9 protein-coding genes are annotated in these 17,099 nt (G+C 69.3%); 8 read left to right on the forward strand and 1 reads right to left on the reverse strand.

The window, feature by feature from the left end:
- Positions 1 to 163 precede the first annotated feature (163 nt).
- From Pen02_RS13200 to Pen02_RS13210, 3 genes are all read left to right on the forward strand, one after another.
- The gene (locus tag Pen02_RS13200) at positions 164 to 3,103 is read left to right on the forward strand and encodes an AfsR/SARP family transcriptional regulator (protein ID WP_203866290.1); all 2,940 of its coding nucleotides are present in this window, start codon (positions 164 to 166) and stop codon (positions 3,101 to 3,103) included.
- 105 nt (positions 3,104 to 3,208) lie between these two features.
- A complete protein-coding gene (locus Pen02_RS13205) occupies positions 3,209 to 6,019 on the forward strand; it encodes an AfsR/SARP family transcriptional regulator (protein ID WP_239140603.1) in 2,811 nt (936 codons plus the stop codon).
- Between the two features lie 283 nt (positions 6,020 to 6,302).
- Positions 6,303 to 7,199 carry a hypothetical protein gene (locus tag Pen02_RS13210; protein ID WP_203866292.1) on the forward strand — a complete coding sequence of 299 codons (897 nt, stop codon included), beginning with the start codon at positions 6,303 to 6,305 and terminating at the stop codon, positions 7,197 to 7,199.
- Positions 7,200 to 7,510: 311 nt separating this feature from the next.
- On the opposite strand, the gene Pen02_RS13215 is transcribed toward Pen02_RS13210, so the two are convergent.
- Entirely contained in the window at positions 7,511 to 8,575 is a 1,065-nt protein-coding gene (locus Pen02_RS13215; protein WP_275413571.1) for a LacI family DNA-binding transcriptional regulator, read from the reverse strand.
- Positions 8,576 to 8,655: 80 nt separating this feature from the next.
- Here Pen02_RS13215 and Pen02_RS13220 point away from each other — a divergent pair, with 80 nt between their 5' ends.
- From Pen02_RS13220 to Pen02_RS13240, 5 genes are all read left to right on the forward strand, one after another.
- Positions 8,656 to 9,945 carry a polysaccharide pyruvyl transferase family protein gene (locus Pen02_RS13220; RefSeq protein ID WP_203866294.1) on the forward strand — a complete coding sequence of 430 codons (1,290 nt, stop codon included), beginning with the start codon at positions 8,656 to 8,658 and terminating at the stop codon, positions 9,943 to 9,945.
- Complete coding sequence (locus Pen02_RS13225) at positions 9,938 to 10,849, forward strand: ABC transporter permease (protein WP_203866295.1); 912 nt, start codon at positions 9,938 to 9,940, stop codon at positions 10,847 to 10,849. Before Pen02_RS13220 ends, Pen02_RS13225 begins: the two co-directional genes overlap by 8 nt.
- 11 nt (positions 10,850 to 10,860) lie before the next feature.
- Positions 10,861 to 11,817 carry a carbohydrate ABC transporter permease gene (locus Pen02_RS13230; protein ID WP_239140604.1) on the forward strand — a complete coding sequence of 319 codons (957 nt, stop codon included), beginning with the start codon at positions 10,861 to 10,863 and terminating at the stop codon, positions 11,815 to 11,817.
- A gap of 32 nt (positions 11,818 to 11,849) precedes the next feature.
- Entirely contained in the window at positions 11,850 to 13,472 is a 1,623-nt protein-coding gene (locus tag Pen02_RS13235; protein ID WP_203866296.1) for an extracellular solute-binding protein, read from the forward strand.
- Between the two features lie 131 nt (positions 13,473 to 13,603).
- Positions 13,604 to 17,098, forward strand: coding sequence for an alginate lyase family protein (locus Pen02_RS13240; RefSeq protein WP_203866297.1), 3,495 nt, complete (start codon positions 13,604 to 13,606; stop codon positions 17,096 to 17,098).
- Position 17,099 lies beyond the last annotated feature (1 nt).

The following is a 17,099-nucleotide window of genomic DNA, read 5'->3' on the forward strand; positions in this document are numbered from 1 at the left end:
AAGTCGCGGGCGTGAGTGCCGCGTGGATGATTCGGCACAGTTGACGGGCGGCGCAGCGCTCGAGGCAGCGGATGATCTCGCGTTCGGTGCGGCCTTCGGCGGTTCGGCTGGCGACGTACTCCTTGTTTCGTTGTTTCGCTCGAAGCCGGGTCAGGATGACACTGTGAATCTTCGCTACGCCCTGCTGGGCCCGCTGGTGGTGGCAAGCGACGACGGGCACGCCGTCCCGCTGGGTTCGGTCAAGCAGCGTCTGCTGCTCGCCGCCCTGCTACTGCGCCCGAACGAGGTCGTCGGTGTCGACGATCTGTTCTCCGTACTCTGGGCCGACACACCACCGGCGTCGGCCGCCGCCAACCTGCGCGGCTACGTACTGGGCCTGCGTCGGCGGCTGGACGACGACGGCGGCCCGTCCCGGCTGCCTGCGGTGACGGGCGGATACCTGCTGCGGGTCGAGCCGGGGGAGCGGGACCTGGACCGCTTCGACGCGGCGGCGTCGCGCGCCCGGCGCGCGCTCGCCGCGAACGACCCCGCCGACGCGGCCCTCGAACTCGGAACGGCCGTCGGCACCTGGCGGGGGGCGCTGCTGGCCGACCTTCCGCTGCCGGAGCCGCTGGTTCACGTCGCCGCCCAGTGGGAGGAGCGGCGCGCGCTCGCCGAGGAGGACTACGCCGACGCGTTGCTGGCCACCGGTGCCCCCGACGCGGCGCTGCCCCGCCTGCGGGCTCTTCTGGATCGGCATCCGCTCCGGCAACGGGCCTGGGGCCAGTTGATGGTGGCCCTCCACCAGACCGGCGACGTGGCGGGCGCGATCGAGGCGTTCCAGCGGGCCCGGCGGATGCTGGCCGAGCAGACCGGCCTGGATCCCGCGCCGGCGCTCCGCAAGATCCACGCCGAGATCCTGCGCCACGGCGAGATTTCCCGGCGGGGACAAGCCCCGGCCTCCATCGGGCTGCCAGGGCCGACACCGGTGGCCACGGCTGGAGACCGCTCGGCCAGCGGGTCGGAGATGGCGGTCCACCCCGGCACGCCCGGCCGGACGGCGATGTCCAGGCACGGCCAGGGCGGCGGTCCGGCCGTCCTGGTGCCCCGGCAGCTTCCGCCCGAGACCGCGGAGTTCGTGGGACGCTCCGCGCAACTGCGCCGGCTGTCCGAACTGGCGGACAACCCGGGCCGGACCGGGGTGGTCATATCGATGATCACGGGCGCGGGTGGGGTGGGCAAGACGGCATTGGCGTTGCACTGGGCCCACGCCGTCGCGTACCGCTTCGTCGACGGTCAGCTGTACCTGAACCTTCGCGGGTTCGGTCCGAGCGGTTCGGTGATGAGCCCGAACGAAGCGGTCCGCGGCTTCCTCGAGGCGTTCGGCGTCCCGGCCACCCGCATTCCGGTCAGCCTCGAAGCACAGGTGGGTCTCTACCGCAGCCTGCTCGCCAGCCGACGCGTGCTGGTCGTGCTCGACAACGCGCTCGACGCGGAGCAGGTCCGACCACTGTTGCCGGGCGTGCCGGGCAGCGTCGTCGTGATCACGAGCCGCAACCGGCTGTCGGAGCTGGTCGTGGTCGAGGGCGCCCATCCTCTGCCGACGGCCGTGCCACCCCGTGCCGAGGCACGACAACTCCTCGCACAACGGCTGGGCGACGAACGTACGGACGCCGAGCCGGATGCGGTCGACGAGGTGATCGAACGGTGCGGCGGACTACCGCTGGCCCTCGCGATCGTCGCAGCCCGGGGCGTCGCCGCGCCTCGGCTGCCTCTCGCCCACCTGGCTGCGGAACTGCGCGATTCCCGGGCGGTCCTGGACATGGTCACCGGCGACGACAGAACCCGGGATCTCCGAGCGGTCCTCTCCTGGTCGTACCAGGCGCAACCGGCGCCGGTCGCGCGGCTGTTCCGTCTGCTCGGCCTGCACTTCGGCGTCGATGTCGGCGTGGAGGCGGTGGCCAGCCTGGTCGGCCTCCCCGTCGGCGAGGTACGACGTGCCCTGGCCGAACTCGCCAGTGCCAATCTCGTCGACGAGCACCGCCCCGGCCGATACACCCTGCACGACCTCATGCGCGCGTACGCGGCCGAACTCGTCACGAAGACGGAAACCCAGGAGGAGCGCAGGGCGGCCCTACGTCGGTTGTTCGACCACTACCTCTTCTCGTCCCGTCTCGCGGACCAGCAGATCGCACCACAGATCGATCATCGCCTGGAACCGCAGGTCCCCGGCGTCACCACCGTCGCGAGCCCCGACCACGAACGAGCGGTCACCTGGTTCAACACCGAACACCAGGCCCTGCTCGCCGCGAACGAGCGCGCCGCCGATCTGGGAATGCCGGAACTCGTCGCACCGTTGACCTCGACCCTCGAGTCCTACCTGCACATGTCCGGTCGACTCCAGGACTGGGTCACCATCCGGGAGTTTGCCCTGAGGACCACCCGCTCCCTGGGGGATCTCGCCGGTCAGGCGGCGGCACACCTGGGCCTCGGCCGTGCCCACAGCAAGCTCGGCCGGTTCGCCGACGCGGAGTCCCAGCTCCGAGAAGCGCTCCACCTCTACCGTACGGTCGGCAACCCCAGCGCCCTGGCGTACACACACCTCGCGCTCAGCCACACCCTCGAGCGCGGCGGCCGGATACCCGAGGCCCTGGAACACGCCCACAGCGCGCTCGACCGGTTCGTGGCAGAGGCGCACCGGGCCGGTACGGCCCGTGCCCTGAACGCGGCAGGCTGGTGTCACGCGCTACTCGACGAGTACCGCCGTGCCCTTCCCCTGTGTGAGCAGGCACTCGTGCTCTACCAGGAGTTGCACCTCATTCTCGGCGAGGCGAACACCTGGGACAGCCTCGGGTACATCCATCACCACCTGGGCGACACGACCCGGGCGGTTCACTGCTACCAGCAGGCTCTGGGACTGTCCCGCCGCGCGGACAGCCGTTTCTACGAGGCCGAAACCCTGTTCCGGTTGGGTGACGCCTACCAGAGCGACGGGAGACTCGCAGACGCCCACGACGCCTGGCGACAAGCGTTGGAGATTTTTGACCTGACCAGCCACCCGGACGCCGGCAGGGTTCGCGCGAGGCTCTCCGGAGCGGTCGACCTGTCGGTGCTCCCGACCTGACCCGCCGGGCGTCGCGCCTGGCGGGGCGTTCCGGCCGGTCCGGGTCGCCCAGCCCGGTGCCCGTGCCGGGTGCCACGCCTGTCCGGTACAACTGGACGGGTGCTTATGCGTTTCGACCTTCTTGGTCCGCTGGTGGTCCGGCGCGAGGGCCGACCGGTCGCGCTGGGCACGGTGAAGCAGCGTCTGCTGTTGGCGGCGCTGCTGATGCGACCGAACGAGGTCGTCGGCACGGAGGAACTGGCCGCAGTGCTGTGGGCCGACGACTCGCCTCCGTCAGCGGCGGCCAACCTGCGTACCTACGTGCGGGGACTGCGGCGGTCGCTGGGGGGCGACGGCGAGTCGTGGGAGGGGATCTCCGCCTCGGCCGGTGGGTACCGGCTCCAGGTGGGGCCCGACGAGCGGGATCTGGACCGGTTCGACGCGGCCGCGGCCCGGGGCAGGGACGCGCTCGCGGCCGGAGACACGGCCCGGGCCGGAAGTGAGCTCGCCACCGCCGTCGCCATCTGGCGTGGAGCGGCGCTGTCGGATCTGCCGCCACACCCGCTGCTGGCCCGGCGGGTGCGGCAGTGGGAGGAACGGCGCATGGTCGCCGAGGAGGACCTGGCCGACGCGATGTTGGCGGTCGGCTCGTCGGCCGAGGTGGTCCAACGACTACGGGCCCTGCTCGATCGGCATCCACTGCGGCAACGGGCGTGGGGTCAGTTGATGCTCGGTCTCTACCGCATCGGCGATGTGGCGGCCGCGCTCGACGCCTTTCGACAGGCGCGACAGGTACTGGCCGAGCAGACCGGTCTGGACCCGGCGCCGCAGCTCACCCGGTTGCACAACGACATCCTGCACCACCACCCGAACCTGGCGGCGGGGCCGGCCACCGGCGCGGGCGGTTCGGTGCCCGACGTCGTACTGCCGGATCCGCTCGGTGGGCGTCCCGAGCAACTGCCGCTCGCGGTGTCCGGATTCGTGGGCCGGAACGCCGAGCTCGCCAGCCTCCACCGGCTCCTGCGCACCGAGGCGCAGGAGCCGAGGGTGGCCATTTCCACGGTGTCGGGCATGGCCGGAGTCGGCAAGACCGCTCTGGCGCTGCACTGGGCACACCGGGTGGCCGGGCACTTCCCGGACGGTCAGCTCTACGTGAACCTTCGCGGGTACGACGATGCCGACGTGGTGTCCCCAGCCGACGCCCTGCTCGGCTTCCTCGAGGCGCTCGGTGTGCCCCACGCGCGGATTCCGTCCAGCATGGAGGCACGGAGCGGGCTCTACCGCAGCCTGCTGGCCTCCCGCCGGATGCTCGTGGTACTCGACAACGCACGCGACTCCGCCCAGGTACGCCCCCTGTTGCCCGGTGCCGGTGGGTGTCTGGTCGTGGTCACCAGCCGCGACCAGCTCAGCGGCCTGGTCGCCGTCGAGTGCGCCGTACCCCTGACGTTGGACGTACTTACCGACGAGGAGTCGCTGAGCCTGCTGGGCAGTCGGCTCGGCTCGCACCGCCTCGTCGCCGAGCCGACCGCGGCCGCCGACATCATCGCCGCCACCGGTCGGCTTCCGCTCGCCCTGTCGATGGTGGCGGCCCGGATCGCCACGCACCCCTCGTTCCCACTCGACGCGTTCGCCGCCGAGCTGCACGCGGCCGAGGCGAGACTGGACGCCCTGGCGAACGGGGACGCCCGGCGCGTCTTCTCGTGGTCCTATCTGGCGCTGGGCCGGGAGTCGGCACGACTGTTCAGGCTGCTGGGGCTGCATCCAGGGCCAGATCTGACGACCGACAGCGCTGCGGCACTCGCCGGAGTCTCCGTACCGGCCGTCGTACCGCCGCTGCGTGAGCTGACCCGGCTGCACCTGCTGACCGAACACCTGCCCGGCCGGTACGCCTTCCACGATCTCCTGCGGGGATACGCTGCCGAGCTGGTGGAGTCGGCGGAGCACACCGACGAACAGGTGGCCACCAGGCGCCGGCTGTACGACCACTACCTGCACAACGCCTATCCCGCCGCCCTGTTGCTCCAGCCGCAGTGGGCGCCCATCGACCCGGTGCCGCCGCTGCCGACGCAGGCGAGGAGGGCGGCGACCGATCACGACACCGCGCTCGCCTGGTTCGCGGCGGAGCGGCGCGTGCTGCTGCGCCTGGTCGTCCAGGCCGCCGAGACGGGATTCGAGGCGTACGCCTGGCAGATCGCCTGGACGTTGAACACGTTCCTCGCGCCGCGCGGTCTCTGGCAGGAGCAACTCGCCAGCCAGCAGGTCGCGCTCGCGGCCGCCGAGAAGATCGACGACGTCGCCGGGCAGGCCGCGACGAACCGGCTGCTGGCCCGCGCGTTCACCCGACTCGGCCAGCACGACACTGCCGAGTACCGGCTGAGGCGCGCACTCGAGTTCCACGAGCGCCTCGGCGATCCGACCGGCCAGGCGCAGACCCTGCACAACTACTGCGAGCTCAGCTACCTGCTCGGCCGGCCGGACGAGGCGCTCGCGCACGCCCGGGAAGCGCTGCGGCTCTACCGGCTGGCCGGCAACGGCTCCGGGGAGGCGCGAACGCTGAACGCGATCGGCTGGTTGTACGCCAGCACGGGCGACTACACCCAGGCCATCGCGAGCTGCACCGAGGCACTCGCCCAGCAGCGACACAGTGGTGACCGCAACGGCCAGGCGGCGACGCTGGACAGTCTCGGCTTCGCGTACGACCGTCTCGGCGATCACGACCGGGCGCTGCGCTGCTACGAACAGGCGATCGGGCTGTTCCGTGACTCCGCGGACCGGTACCACGAGGCCGAGACCCTCATCCGGCTCGGCGACACCCGGGAGGCGATCGCCGACCTGCCCGGGGCGGCGAACGCGTGGCGGCGAGCGGCGCAGATCTACGACGAACTGGGCGACCGGACAGCCGAGGACGCCCGCCGCCGGCTGCAACGTCTGGGCTGATCCTCGGGTCCGTCGTCGACGGCGGGCGTGACCTGCGGCGAGGCGCTGCCGGCCGAGGGTTTCGGGTGAGCCACATCCGGTGGGGCCGGGGTGGGCGGTCGGCCTGTACGCCAGTTGTGCCCGGGTTGTACGCACCCCGCCGTACGGTTCTACCGTCCGCACCGGCTCGACGGAGCACACCTGTGCCCTGGATGCGTGACGACGCACAAGACCCGGACGACGCGACGGCCGACGTTCCGAAACTGGCCACGCCAGTCCTGCCCTACCTGGAGGATCTTCCCGCATGCGTAAAACCATCGCGATCGCCGCGACGGCGCTGACCGTCGCCGCGACCGGTATCGCCGTGACCGGAGTCATCGTGCCCGCCGGGCCGGCGACCGCGGCGCTCAGTGACGTTCCTGCGGACTGCGGCGTTTCCACTGCGGCCTACCGTTCCGATGGGCAGCGCCTCAGCTACGTGTACGCCGACAGAGCGACCAGCACCAAGGCGTACGTCAACGACAACCTCGGCTGGGTGCCCTCGGCGCACCAGCAGATCGGCGGCTCCGGCGACGACACCAGCTTCCGCAGCACCGAGTACGCCGCCCATCCGACCGACGGCTGGCTCTACAAGGTGAGCCGTCAGGGCCAGTTGGTCGACGGCACCTGGAGCGTGACGGCGCAGAGCGCCAGCCGCCTCAAGAACGGGTTCGCCGATACCCGCATCCTCGCAACGGCCTCGCCGTACCTCTACCGAGTGGCCGGCACTTCGCTGTACCGCTACACGGAAACCTACGTGGACGACGTGTTCACGCTGTCGGCGCCGGTCCGGCTGGCCAGTTCCGGCTGGGACGGAGTCAACACACTCACCTACGAGCGCAGCGGCGGGACGGGCAGCGCCGCCGTGGACGTGCTGATCGGTACCAAGGCCAACGGGGAGCTCAAGGAGTGGCGAGTCAACCGGGCCACCCCGACGACGATCAGCTCGAAGGTGTTGCGGGCGAGCGGGTGGGGGCTCTTCACCAGCCTCAGCACCGGCTACTGTGACGCGCACCCGAACGGCCGGCCGCTGCTCGGGATCAAGGCCGACGGCACGGCCTCCGTGCACTTCGACGCCAGTAAGACGGACGGAGTCGGCACGGACATCAAGGGCGGCACCCTCGGCGCGCTCGGTTGGACCGCGAAGGCGTACGGTCAGTAGCGGGAGGACGCCCCGGGTCCGGCCGAGCCTGTCGGTCCATGGATCCCTCGCGAGCCTGGTGCCGACGATCCCTTTCCGGGATCGTCGGCGCGGCGCTCTCCGGTCGTACCTGGTGGTCCGATGATCGTCACCGCCTCGGGGCCGGCCATGAGCTGGCTTGCGCGGTTCCTCGCCGGAAGCGGCGGATCCGGGGGTGACGGCAGTGGTGGTCTTGGCTGGTCACGCCGAGGTGGGCCAGTCGAAACAGCACGACAGGCCATCCTCGCGCGCCGTCCAACGTCGACCACCCGCCGCGCCCGGGCCGGGCGGGATCAAGGCTGCGGGCGAGCTCTGATCTCAGTGGTCAAGGAGGTCGCGGGACGGACGAGGTTTTCGGCACCCGCAGGGTTCAGGGCAGTCGCCGAGTCTCGGATTACCAGTTCGGGTTCGGGGTCGGTGATGAGACCACCCGTGCCTGACCGTCCTGCGATCAGGTCGTAAAGCGCCTCGACGCCGGCCCAGCCGAGTTGGTACATGGGCATCCGGACCGCGGTCACGGCCGGGCGCAGGTGTTGCATCAGGTCGACGTCGTGGATGCCGACCACCGACAGTTGGTCGGGGATGGCGATGCCGAGGTCGTGTGCGGCGGCCAGGACCCCGACCGCGCTCATGATGTTGTTGACGACGATGGCGGTGGGTGCGGTTGCCGCCTGCATGGCCTGCCGGAGCCCGTCGGCGCCGGCCTGCTCGCCGAACCCGGTGGCCAGGTGTGGGGCCGGTGCCAGCCCGGCGGAGTCCATCGCCTGCTGGTAGCCCAGGTAGCGCTGCTGGGAGATGTATCCCGATCCCCCGACGAAGACGATGTGGCGGTGGCGGAGGTTGACCAGGAACCGGGTCGCGATCTCGCCTGCGCGGCGATCGTCGATGTCGATCCAGGGATGGTCCGGTGCGTGTTCCAGGATGAGGATCGGCTTGGGGTGGGAGTGGAGTTCGGCCATTACGTCGTCGTCCAGCAGCCCTTCGCCGCGGACCAGGATGCCGTCGACCGTGCCCTGGCTGAGTAGTCGGGTCAGGAACTGGCTGCCGGAGCGCATCGTCTCGGCATCGCCCAGCAGGACCGTCGCGCCGTGCTCCGCCGCCGCCTCGTAGACGCCTTGCCGCAGAGGTCCGTAGACCGGGTTGTCGAGCTTGTTGAGGATCATCGCGATCATGCCGGTCTGGTTGAGTCGAAGCGAGCGCGCCGCATGGTTCGGCTGGTAGCCCAGTTGCTGCATCGCCCGGAGCACCCGGGTGCGGGTGGATTCCCTCATCCGGGTGTGGCTCGTGCCGTTGACCACCGCCGACACCACCGCTAGCGACACCCCGGCAGCTCGTGCGACGTCACGTTGCGTTGCCACGTTGAAAGCCTCCTCGGATCTTGACGTAACGTCTAACCAAGCCTACGTTGAATTAACGATACGTCACCGAAGGAGCATGCATGACATCGACCCGTCACACCGTCCTCCTGCGGTCGTCCTGGGCGACGGTGAACATCGGCGACGTGGCTCACTCTCCTGGTGTCGTGCGGGCGTTCCAGCGGTTCGCCCCCGAGGTCGAGGTCATCCTCTGGCCGGTGCGGCTGGAGGAGCGCGAGCGATCCATGCTGCGAGACGCGTTGCCCGATCTGCGCGTCGTCGACGGCACGCTCGGCGCCGACGGGCCGAGCACGCCGGAGTTGGCCGCCGCCATCGACGGCGCGGACGTCCTGATGCACGGATCGGGTGCCGACGCCTTCCAGAGCACCGAGATCGACTGGTGGCGCCGGCACGTGGGCCGCCCGTACGGGTACTTCGGGGTCACCGTGGATCCGCTGTGCCCACCGACCGTGGCGACGTTGCCGGAACTGGCCCAGATGGTCGATCTGCTCCCACCGTCCTACCTCGACGACGACGTCAAGGACCGCCTCGACAGCGCCGACTTCGTCTACTGCCGCGAAACGTTGACCCTCACGACCCTGCGCAGCCAGAAGATAACCAGGCCCGACCTCGCCTTCGGGCCGGACGGCACGTTCGCGTTCGACCACACTGACGCCGTCGCGGCTGCCCGCCTGCTGGAGCGTCTCGGCCTACAGCCTGGTCGGTTCGCCTGCTTTGTCCCGCGACTGCGTTACAGCCCCTACGCGAAGATCTACGGCACGGATCCGACCCGCGAGCAGATGCGGCGCGACGCGGTCAACCGGGCGACCGTGACGCCCGACCTGGCAGTGCTGGCGGCGGCGATCGAGACCTGGGTACGCGTCAGCGGCCTGCCGGCCATCGTGGTGCCCGAGATGAGCTACGCCGTTGAGTTGGCGCACGAGCACCTTCCCAGCCTGGTCAGTCCACAGACGCTCGGGCAGGTCCGGCTCCTGGACCGGTACTGGCCGCTGGAGGAGGCGACCGGCGTCTACGCCGTCTCGTCGCTGGTGGTCAGCATGGAGTGCCATTCGCCGATCCTGGCCGCACGGCACGCGATCCCGACCATCTACCTTCGACAGCCGACCGAGACGACCAAGTCCCAGATGTTCGCCGACCTCGGCGCCCCGGACCTGGTGATCGAGCTCGACCATCGCGCCGCGGCGACGGTGGTCGCGGCGGTCACCGACATCGCCACCGATCCGGCGCCTGCGGTTGCCCGCAGCAGGAGGGTCGCGGCGAACGCCGACGACGCGCTGCGGGCGGCGGTGCGGGCCTGCGTCGCGGGCCAACCCATCGGCTCGGGTACGCCGGTGGGGAGCGACGATGCATAGCCAGCGCAACCGCTGGCGGCGCGACCGGGTCCTGCTGCTGCTCGCGCTTCCCGGGGTCACGGCGCTGCTGCTGTTCCACTATCTGCCGCTTGGCGGGAACATCATCGCGTTCCAGGACTTCCAGCCGTTCCTGGGAATCTGGCACAGCCCGTACGTCGGGCTGGACAACTTCGAGCCCGTGCTCACCGGCGACCCGGTGTTCCTCAACGCACTCGTCAACACGTTGATCATCACGCTGATCCAGGTCGTCTTCGTGTTCCCGCTGCCGATCTGCCTCGCGTTGATCCTGAACGCGACGATCAGCGAACGTCTCAAACGCCTCACCCAGTCGATCCTCTACATGCCGCACTTCCTGTCCTGGGTGATCGTGGTCGCACTGTTCCAGCAGATGTTCGGCAACGGCGGGATGCTCAACGGCTGGCTGCGCTCGGCCGACCTGTCGACATTCCACATCGTCGGCGTGCCCGAGCTGTTCAAGCTCATGATCACATCACAGGTGATCTGGAAGGACACCGGCTGGTCGACGATCATCTTCCTCGCCGCACTGTCCCGAGTAGATCCGGCGCAGATGGAGGCCGCGGTGGTGGACGGCGCCTCGGCGGTTCGCCGCCTGTGGCACGTGACCCTGCCGTCCATCCGCGCGGTGATCGTCCTGCTGCTGATCCTGCGGCTCGGTGACTCGCTGTCCGTCGGGTTCGAGCAGATCATCCTGCAACAGGCCCAGGTCGGCGCCGGTGCCAGCGAGGTGCTCGACACATACGTCTACAACCACGGGATCGTCGGCGGGGACTGGGGCACCGCGGCCGCCGTGGGGCTGATCAAGGGCATTGTCGGTGTCGCGCTCGTGCTCGGCGCGAACCGCGCGGCCCACGCGCTGGGCGAGCAGGGGGTGTACACCAAGTGACGAGCGGACCTGTGTCGCCTGCGGTCTCCGTGGAGCGCCCCGCCGGCGGCGCGCGGTCGCGGCGGCCACGCTCGGGCCGTGGCCAGCGCCCGGCCTGGATGGGCGAGCCCAGCAGGCTGGCGATCGGTGCGCGGGGACTCGTGCTCGGTCTTGGCTGCCTGGCGGTGGTGGTTCCGTTCTGGGCCGTGCTGACGACCAGCATCGCCTCCCCGGAGGAGATCAGCAGGGCGGGCGGCTTCGTGCTGTGGACGCGCGAACCGACGCTGGACGCCTACCGGGCCGTCCTGTCCGGCGGAATCGTCACCCGTGCCCTGATGGTGAGCGCCGGCATCACCGTGGTCGGCACGGCACTCAGCCTCGTCGCGACGATCACCCTGGCGTACGCGCTGTCGCGGCCGGGTTCGTTGCTGCACAAGCCGATCCTGCTGATGACGGTGTTCACTCTGCTGTTCAACCCGGGCATCATCCCGATGTACCTCACGGTCAAGCAGCTGGGCCTACTGGACAACTACCTGGCCCTGATCCTGCCGGTGCTGGTGAACGCGTTCAACGTCATCGTCATGCGCGCGTTCTTCCTGGAAATCCCCGGCGAGCTGTTGGAAAGCGCCTTCATGGACGGTGCGGGGGAGGTGCGCATCCTGCTGCGGATCGTGCTGCCGCTGTCCAAGGCGGTCGTCGCCGTGATCGGACTGTTCTACGCGGTGGCGTACTGGAACGCGTTCTTCTCCGCGATGTTGTACCTGCAGTCGCCGGAGAAGTGGCCGCTGCAACTGGTGCTGCGCACCTACGTCGTCAACGACACCCCGATCGGGTCCGATCAGCTCAGCTCCAACCTGGAGAATCTGCCACCGCAAATCTCGGTCCAGATGGCGATTCTTGTCATCTCCATCCTGCCCATCCTGCTCATCTACCCGTTCATCCAGAAGCACTTTGCCAAGGGACTGATGGTCGGCGCCGTCAAGGGCTGACCGGTCGTCCACACAATGTGGAAGGAGACGTCATGGCACCTACCCTCAGCCGCCGTCGCGTCCTGGCACTCGGCGCGGCGGCGGGGCTCGGCCCGCTGCTCGGGGCGTGCGGCGACGGCGGGTCGAGCTCGTCGAACGGCTCGACCGGGCCGGTCAAGCTGCCCACCTACAAGCCCGTCACCGCGGCCACGCCCGACCTGGCGGCCGAGCCGGCCGGGGTGTCGCCGGGATACTTCACCTACCCGACCGCCTCCAGCGCCGCATCGCAGCCGGTGCAGGGCGAGGCCGTCACGGCGCTGACGTACACGTACGACCCGATCGCCCCCGCGCTTGGCTCGAACCCCTACTGGCAGAACCTCAACGACAAGCTCGGCACCGAACTGAAGATCACGTACGTCGCGTCGGCGGACTACAAGAGCAGGGTCGCCACCACCATCGCCGGTGGTGACCTGCCGGACATGGTCGCTATCCAGGGTGTCGTCCAACAGATGCCGGCCATGCTGAAGACGACGTTCACCGACCTGACCGAATACCTGTCCGGGGACGCGGTCCTTGCCTACCCGAACCTCGCCGGCCTGCCCACCGATGCCTGGCGCAGCGTCGTCTACGACCAACGGATCTGGGGCATCCCGGTGCCGCGGGCACGGATCGGCACCGTGCTGTACACCAGGGCCGACCTGCTGGCCAAGGCCGGACTCAGCCTCCAACCCACGTCGTGGGACGAGTTCAAGCAGATGGCGGCCGCGTTGACCGACGAACGGGCCGGCCGCTGGGCGTTCGGGCAGATCCCGTTCAACACGATCCTGGAGATGAACGGGATCACCGGAAACTGGCCCGGCGGCGCCGGCGCCTGGCAGGCCAAGGACGGCGTCTTCACCCACACCGGGACCACACCGCAGTTCACGCAGGCCCTCCAGGACACCGTCGAGCTGGTGAAGTCCGGGGTGATACATCCCGACCAGGCGGGCGCGCCCAACACCAAGCGCAACCAGTGGATGCTGGCCGGCACGACCTCGTTCACCATCGGTCTGTACGCCGGCTGGGGCAAGTTCTACGGCCAGGCCAAAGACGTGCCCGGCTTCCGTCTGACCGGCATGCTCTCGCCCACCCGGGATGGCACGGGGACCCGGGTACGCACGCCCGGTCCGACGCTGTCCAGCTTCACCGCCATCGCCAAGACCGACGACGCAAACCGGATCAAGCAGATCCTCCAGGTCCTCAACTGGTTGTGCTCACCCTTCGGCAGCAGCGAGTACCTGGCCCTGCGGTACGGCGTCGAGGGCCAGACGTTCAACCGCAACGGCTCCGACCCGACCCTCACCGAGGGCGGGCGCAGCCAGACACTCCTGCCCGTGCGGTACCTCGCCGAGGCATCGCCCGTCATCTACGAGCCCGGTAACCGCCAGGCCGTGCAGGACCAGTACGACCACCAGGTCGCCGGCGTCCCGCTCGCCGTCCCGGACCCGACCCTCGGGCTCTACTCGGAGACCGTCGCCAGCAAGGCGGCCAGCGAGCAGCAGGAACTGGACTCGGTCCTGCTGGAGATCCAGCTGGGCAACAAACCCGTCTCGGCGTGGCAGCCGGCCATCAAGCAGTTCATGGACCGGGTGGGCAACAAGATCAAGGCGGAGTACGAGGAGCAGGCGGGTCGCTGACGAGCCGGACACCCATCCAGGTTGAGTAACACCAGCCGGGCCGCGAACTTCCGCGGACTCTTTCGGCGCTCCCGGGCGCGGTCGAAGGACTCAGCTAACACCGAACCTCACGGGTAAGGGAGAAGACCGTAGTGAGACGAAGCTATTTTCCCTGGTACACGCATCGTCGAGCCCGTGCGGGTGCCGCTGCGGCGCTCGTGCTGACTCTGGTGGCGACGGTCCTGTCGCCCGGCAGGGCCGCCGCGGCCGACATGTCGGACCTCGGCGAACTGCTCGACCTGACGCGTCCGGAACTCGCCGCGGTGGCGGCAAAGCTCGCCGCCGGTGACGAAGCGGGCGCCGCGGGCGAGCTCAAGGTGTTCTACGCGGGCCGCACCGACGTCCAGTACCTGCCTCCGAGCGCGGACGCGGGCGGCGGCGACGCGAGCGCCGACGAACTCGCGGCGGGGATCTTCCGGTTCGGCGCCGAGACCCGCGACTTCTACGACGACGCCCAGCAGCGGATCGACGTCAACTGGCAGGACGCCTGGGGTGGGACGCAGACCACCCCGGGCGGCGCGCAGACCTTGATGAGCGACCTCGCGTTCATGCCCAGACTGATCAGCGCTTACGCGTACGAGAGCGACCCGGTAAAGCGTGCGGCGTACGCGGCGGCGTGGATGGACATCTCGCTCGACTTCTTCGCCGACAACCAGAGCTGGCCGCAGGGCCGCAACCTGTCGGCCGCCAAGCGGCTTTCACAGCTCGTCAGTGCGTTTTCAGTGTTCCGGACCGACCCGGGCATCGCTGCGAGTGATCTCGTGGCGTACCTGTCCGGCTTGCACGCCACGATGAAGTTCCTCGCTGGCGTGATGCAGATACATGTCGGGAACAACTGGTACGTCTCCATGGCCCGTTCGGTCTACGCGGCAGCCGTATTCCTGCCCGAGTTCTCGGCGTCGCCCGGCTGGGAGTGGTTCGCGGTGCGCTCGTTGGAACGGTTCCTGCGCGCGCACGTGAAAGGCGACGGTGTGTACCGCGAGCCGGCGTTCAACTACCAGGCATACGTGGCGGATCTGTTCAACACCGTCATCAGATTGGCGGATGCCAACGGGCGGACCCTTCCTGATTCGATCGTCCAGGCGGCGGACTGGATCGCGGATGCGCTGTTCGCGACCCGTCAGCCGAATCTTGAGGTCGCGATGGTGGGCGACTCGCCGAACGCCGATGCCGGTACGGCCGCCATCGGCAGAACCGGCGCACGCAACTCCTGGCCCGATTTCACCTGGGTCGCCTCCGGTCGAACGGAGGGGACCGCCCCGACGCTGCCGTCCACGGTGTTTCCGATCAGCTTCGCGGTACAGCGTTCCGGGTGGGACGCCGACGCGCGGTACATGCTGATCAACAACCAGAATTCCAGCTACACCGCCTCGCATCGGCATCCGGACGACCTCAGCCTGGTGATGGCGGCGTACGGGCGTCCGCTGATCGTCGACTCCGGAGTGGGGGACTACAGCGCGACTCCGACGAACAACTGGATGCGCCGCACCACCGAGGCGCACAACACCATCGAGGTCGACGGACTCCCGCAGACCGCCGGCGTCCCCCGCACGACGTCGCTGTGGCGCTCCAACGCGGGCCTCGACATCTACCGTGGTACGACGAAGGGCTACCAGCCGGTCGTGCACGATCGCACCGTCTACTTCATCAAGCCCGGCTACTGGGTCGTCTCCGACGACCTGACCGGTGACACCGCCGCGCACGACTACCGGCAACTCTGGCACTTCCCCGGAGACCCGGTCACCGTCAACCCGAATACGAAGGTCGCCACGGTCGGCTTTGACACCGTGCCCGGAGCCGCACCGGTTGCCGGCGTGCGGCTCGTCCCGGTGCCCCCGGCCGGCGCCGCACTCACCCCCACCGTCCACGACGACGGCGCCGTGCGCGTCGGCGATCAGCTACTCACGGACGTCGACTACCTGTCGTACGACTGGCGCGCCACTGGGTCGACGGGACTGGACACGGTGGTGGTTCCCGGCAGGGCCGGCGCGGCGCCCACGGTGACGGCGAGGCGCATCGTCATGTCCGGGGTGGGTCACTCCGTGGCGACCGCGATGGAAATCGGCCTGCCGGACGCGACGGGACGCTTCTACCTTTCGCGGGAGGCGAATCCCTCGTCCAGGGCGTTCGGGGCCGCCACGACCAACGCCGAGACCGCTTACCTCGAGCGTGCTTCGGGCGGCGGGCTTACCCGGTACGCGTTGACCCGCGGGTCGTCGCTGGTCGACCAGGGTGCCACCGTTGTCGCCGCATCCGCGCCGGTGTCCGACGTCAGTGTGGAACTGCGAGGCGCGACCGCCCAGATCTCGCTTGGGGACCCGTTCACCGGCACGCTCTCCGTCACCGCGCCCAACGTCAACGCGGTGACGGTGAACGGGACCCCGACCGCGTTCACCCGCACGGGCGACCTCGTCACCGTGTCGGTCCAGGCGTCGTTTTCCCCGACACCCGTACTCGACGACGAGTTCGTCGATGCCAGCCTGGACCGCACCGTCTACGACTTCAACGGATCCTTCGACGGCTGGACGCCGGTGCAGGGCACCTGGGCGCTGACCGGTGCCGGTCAGGACACGCAGTTGGCACAGACCTCGACCGCGGACATTGTGTCGTTCGCGGCGCTGCAAGATGTACCGGATGACGTGGTTATGGCCGCGGACATCGTTCCTGGGGCACGCGGCCAGACGACGGCCCGTACCGGTCTCGCGTTTCGCTACCACGATCCCCGGAACTACTACCGGGCCAACGTACTCAACTCCTCGTCCGGGGCGACGCTGCAGCTCGTGAAGATATACGACGGGACGACCACGATTCTCGCGGAGACCGCACTGCCCGTCGGCGCCAATATCCCGCACAAGCTGATCGTTTCCGCGATCGGGAAGCATCTGACCGCCAAAGTCGGCGACACGTCGATCTCCGCGGACGACTCACAGCTACCGACGGGTGGTGCCGCCGCCTTCACGCATCGGCGGGCCGCGACCTTCGACAACATCGTGATCAGGGAAGGGATCGATCAGGCCAATTGGCGAGCAATAGCCGGGGGTGTGTCCGTCGCCTCGGGACAGTTGCACCTCACGCCTCCTGCCGGTGGCCGGGCACACGTCCTCGCCGATTCGACACTGCCGTCGCGCTTCTCCGAGGCGTGCGACTATGTCGCGGAGACCACGGTCACGATCAACGGATCCGTCGGTAACGCGGGAATATCGCTGCGAGACACCACGGACTCGTACGGGTACCGGATCCACATCGGCAAGACGAGCGAAGGAACCCGGTACGCGAACATCGTCCGCGAGGCTCACGCGTCGGGTCCGGTCGGGGTGGGCTCGGCATCGATCAGCAACCCGTTGACAGGCCCCGTTCGACTGGGGGCCGCGATTCACGGCGACCGCATCACCGTGACGTTGAACGGCGTTCAGGTCCTGACGGCTCGGGACACCGTTGTCCGCAGCGGCGGCGTCGGGCTCTACGCATCCACGCCGAGCACCTTCGAGAACATCACTGTCGCTCAGTCCTGCCAGCGGGAACGCCTCCGGCCAAGCGCGCCCGGCGCCAGCAAGCGCCCGGACCGCAACGACGGAGCTGGCGGGTAGC

The organism is Plantactinospora endophytica, assembly GCF_016862915.1.
GTDB classification, from domain to species: Bacteria; Actinomycetota; Actinomycetes; order Mycobacteriales; family Micromonosporaceae; genus Plantactinospora; species Plantactinospora endophytica.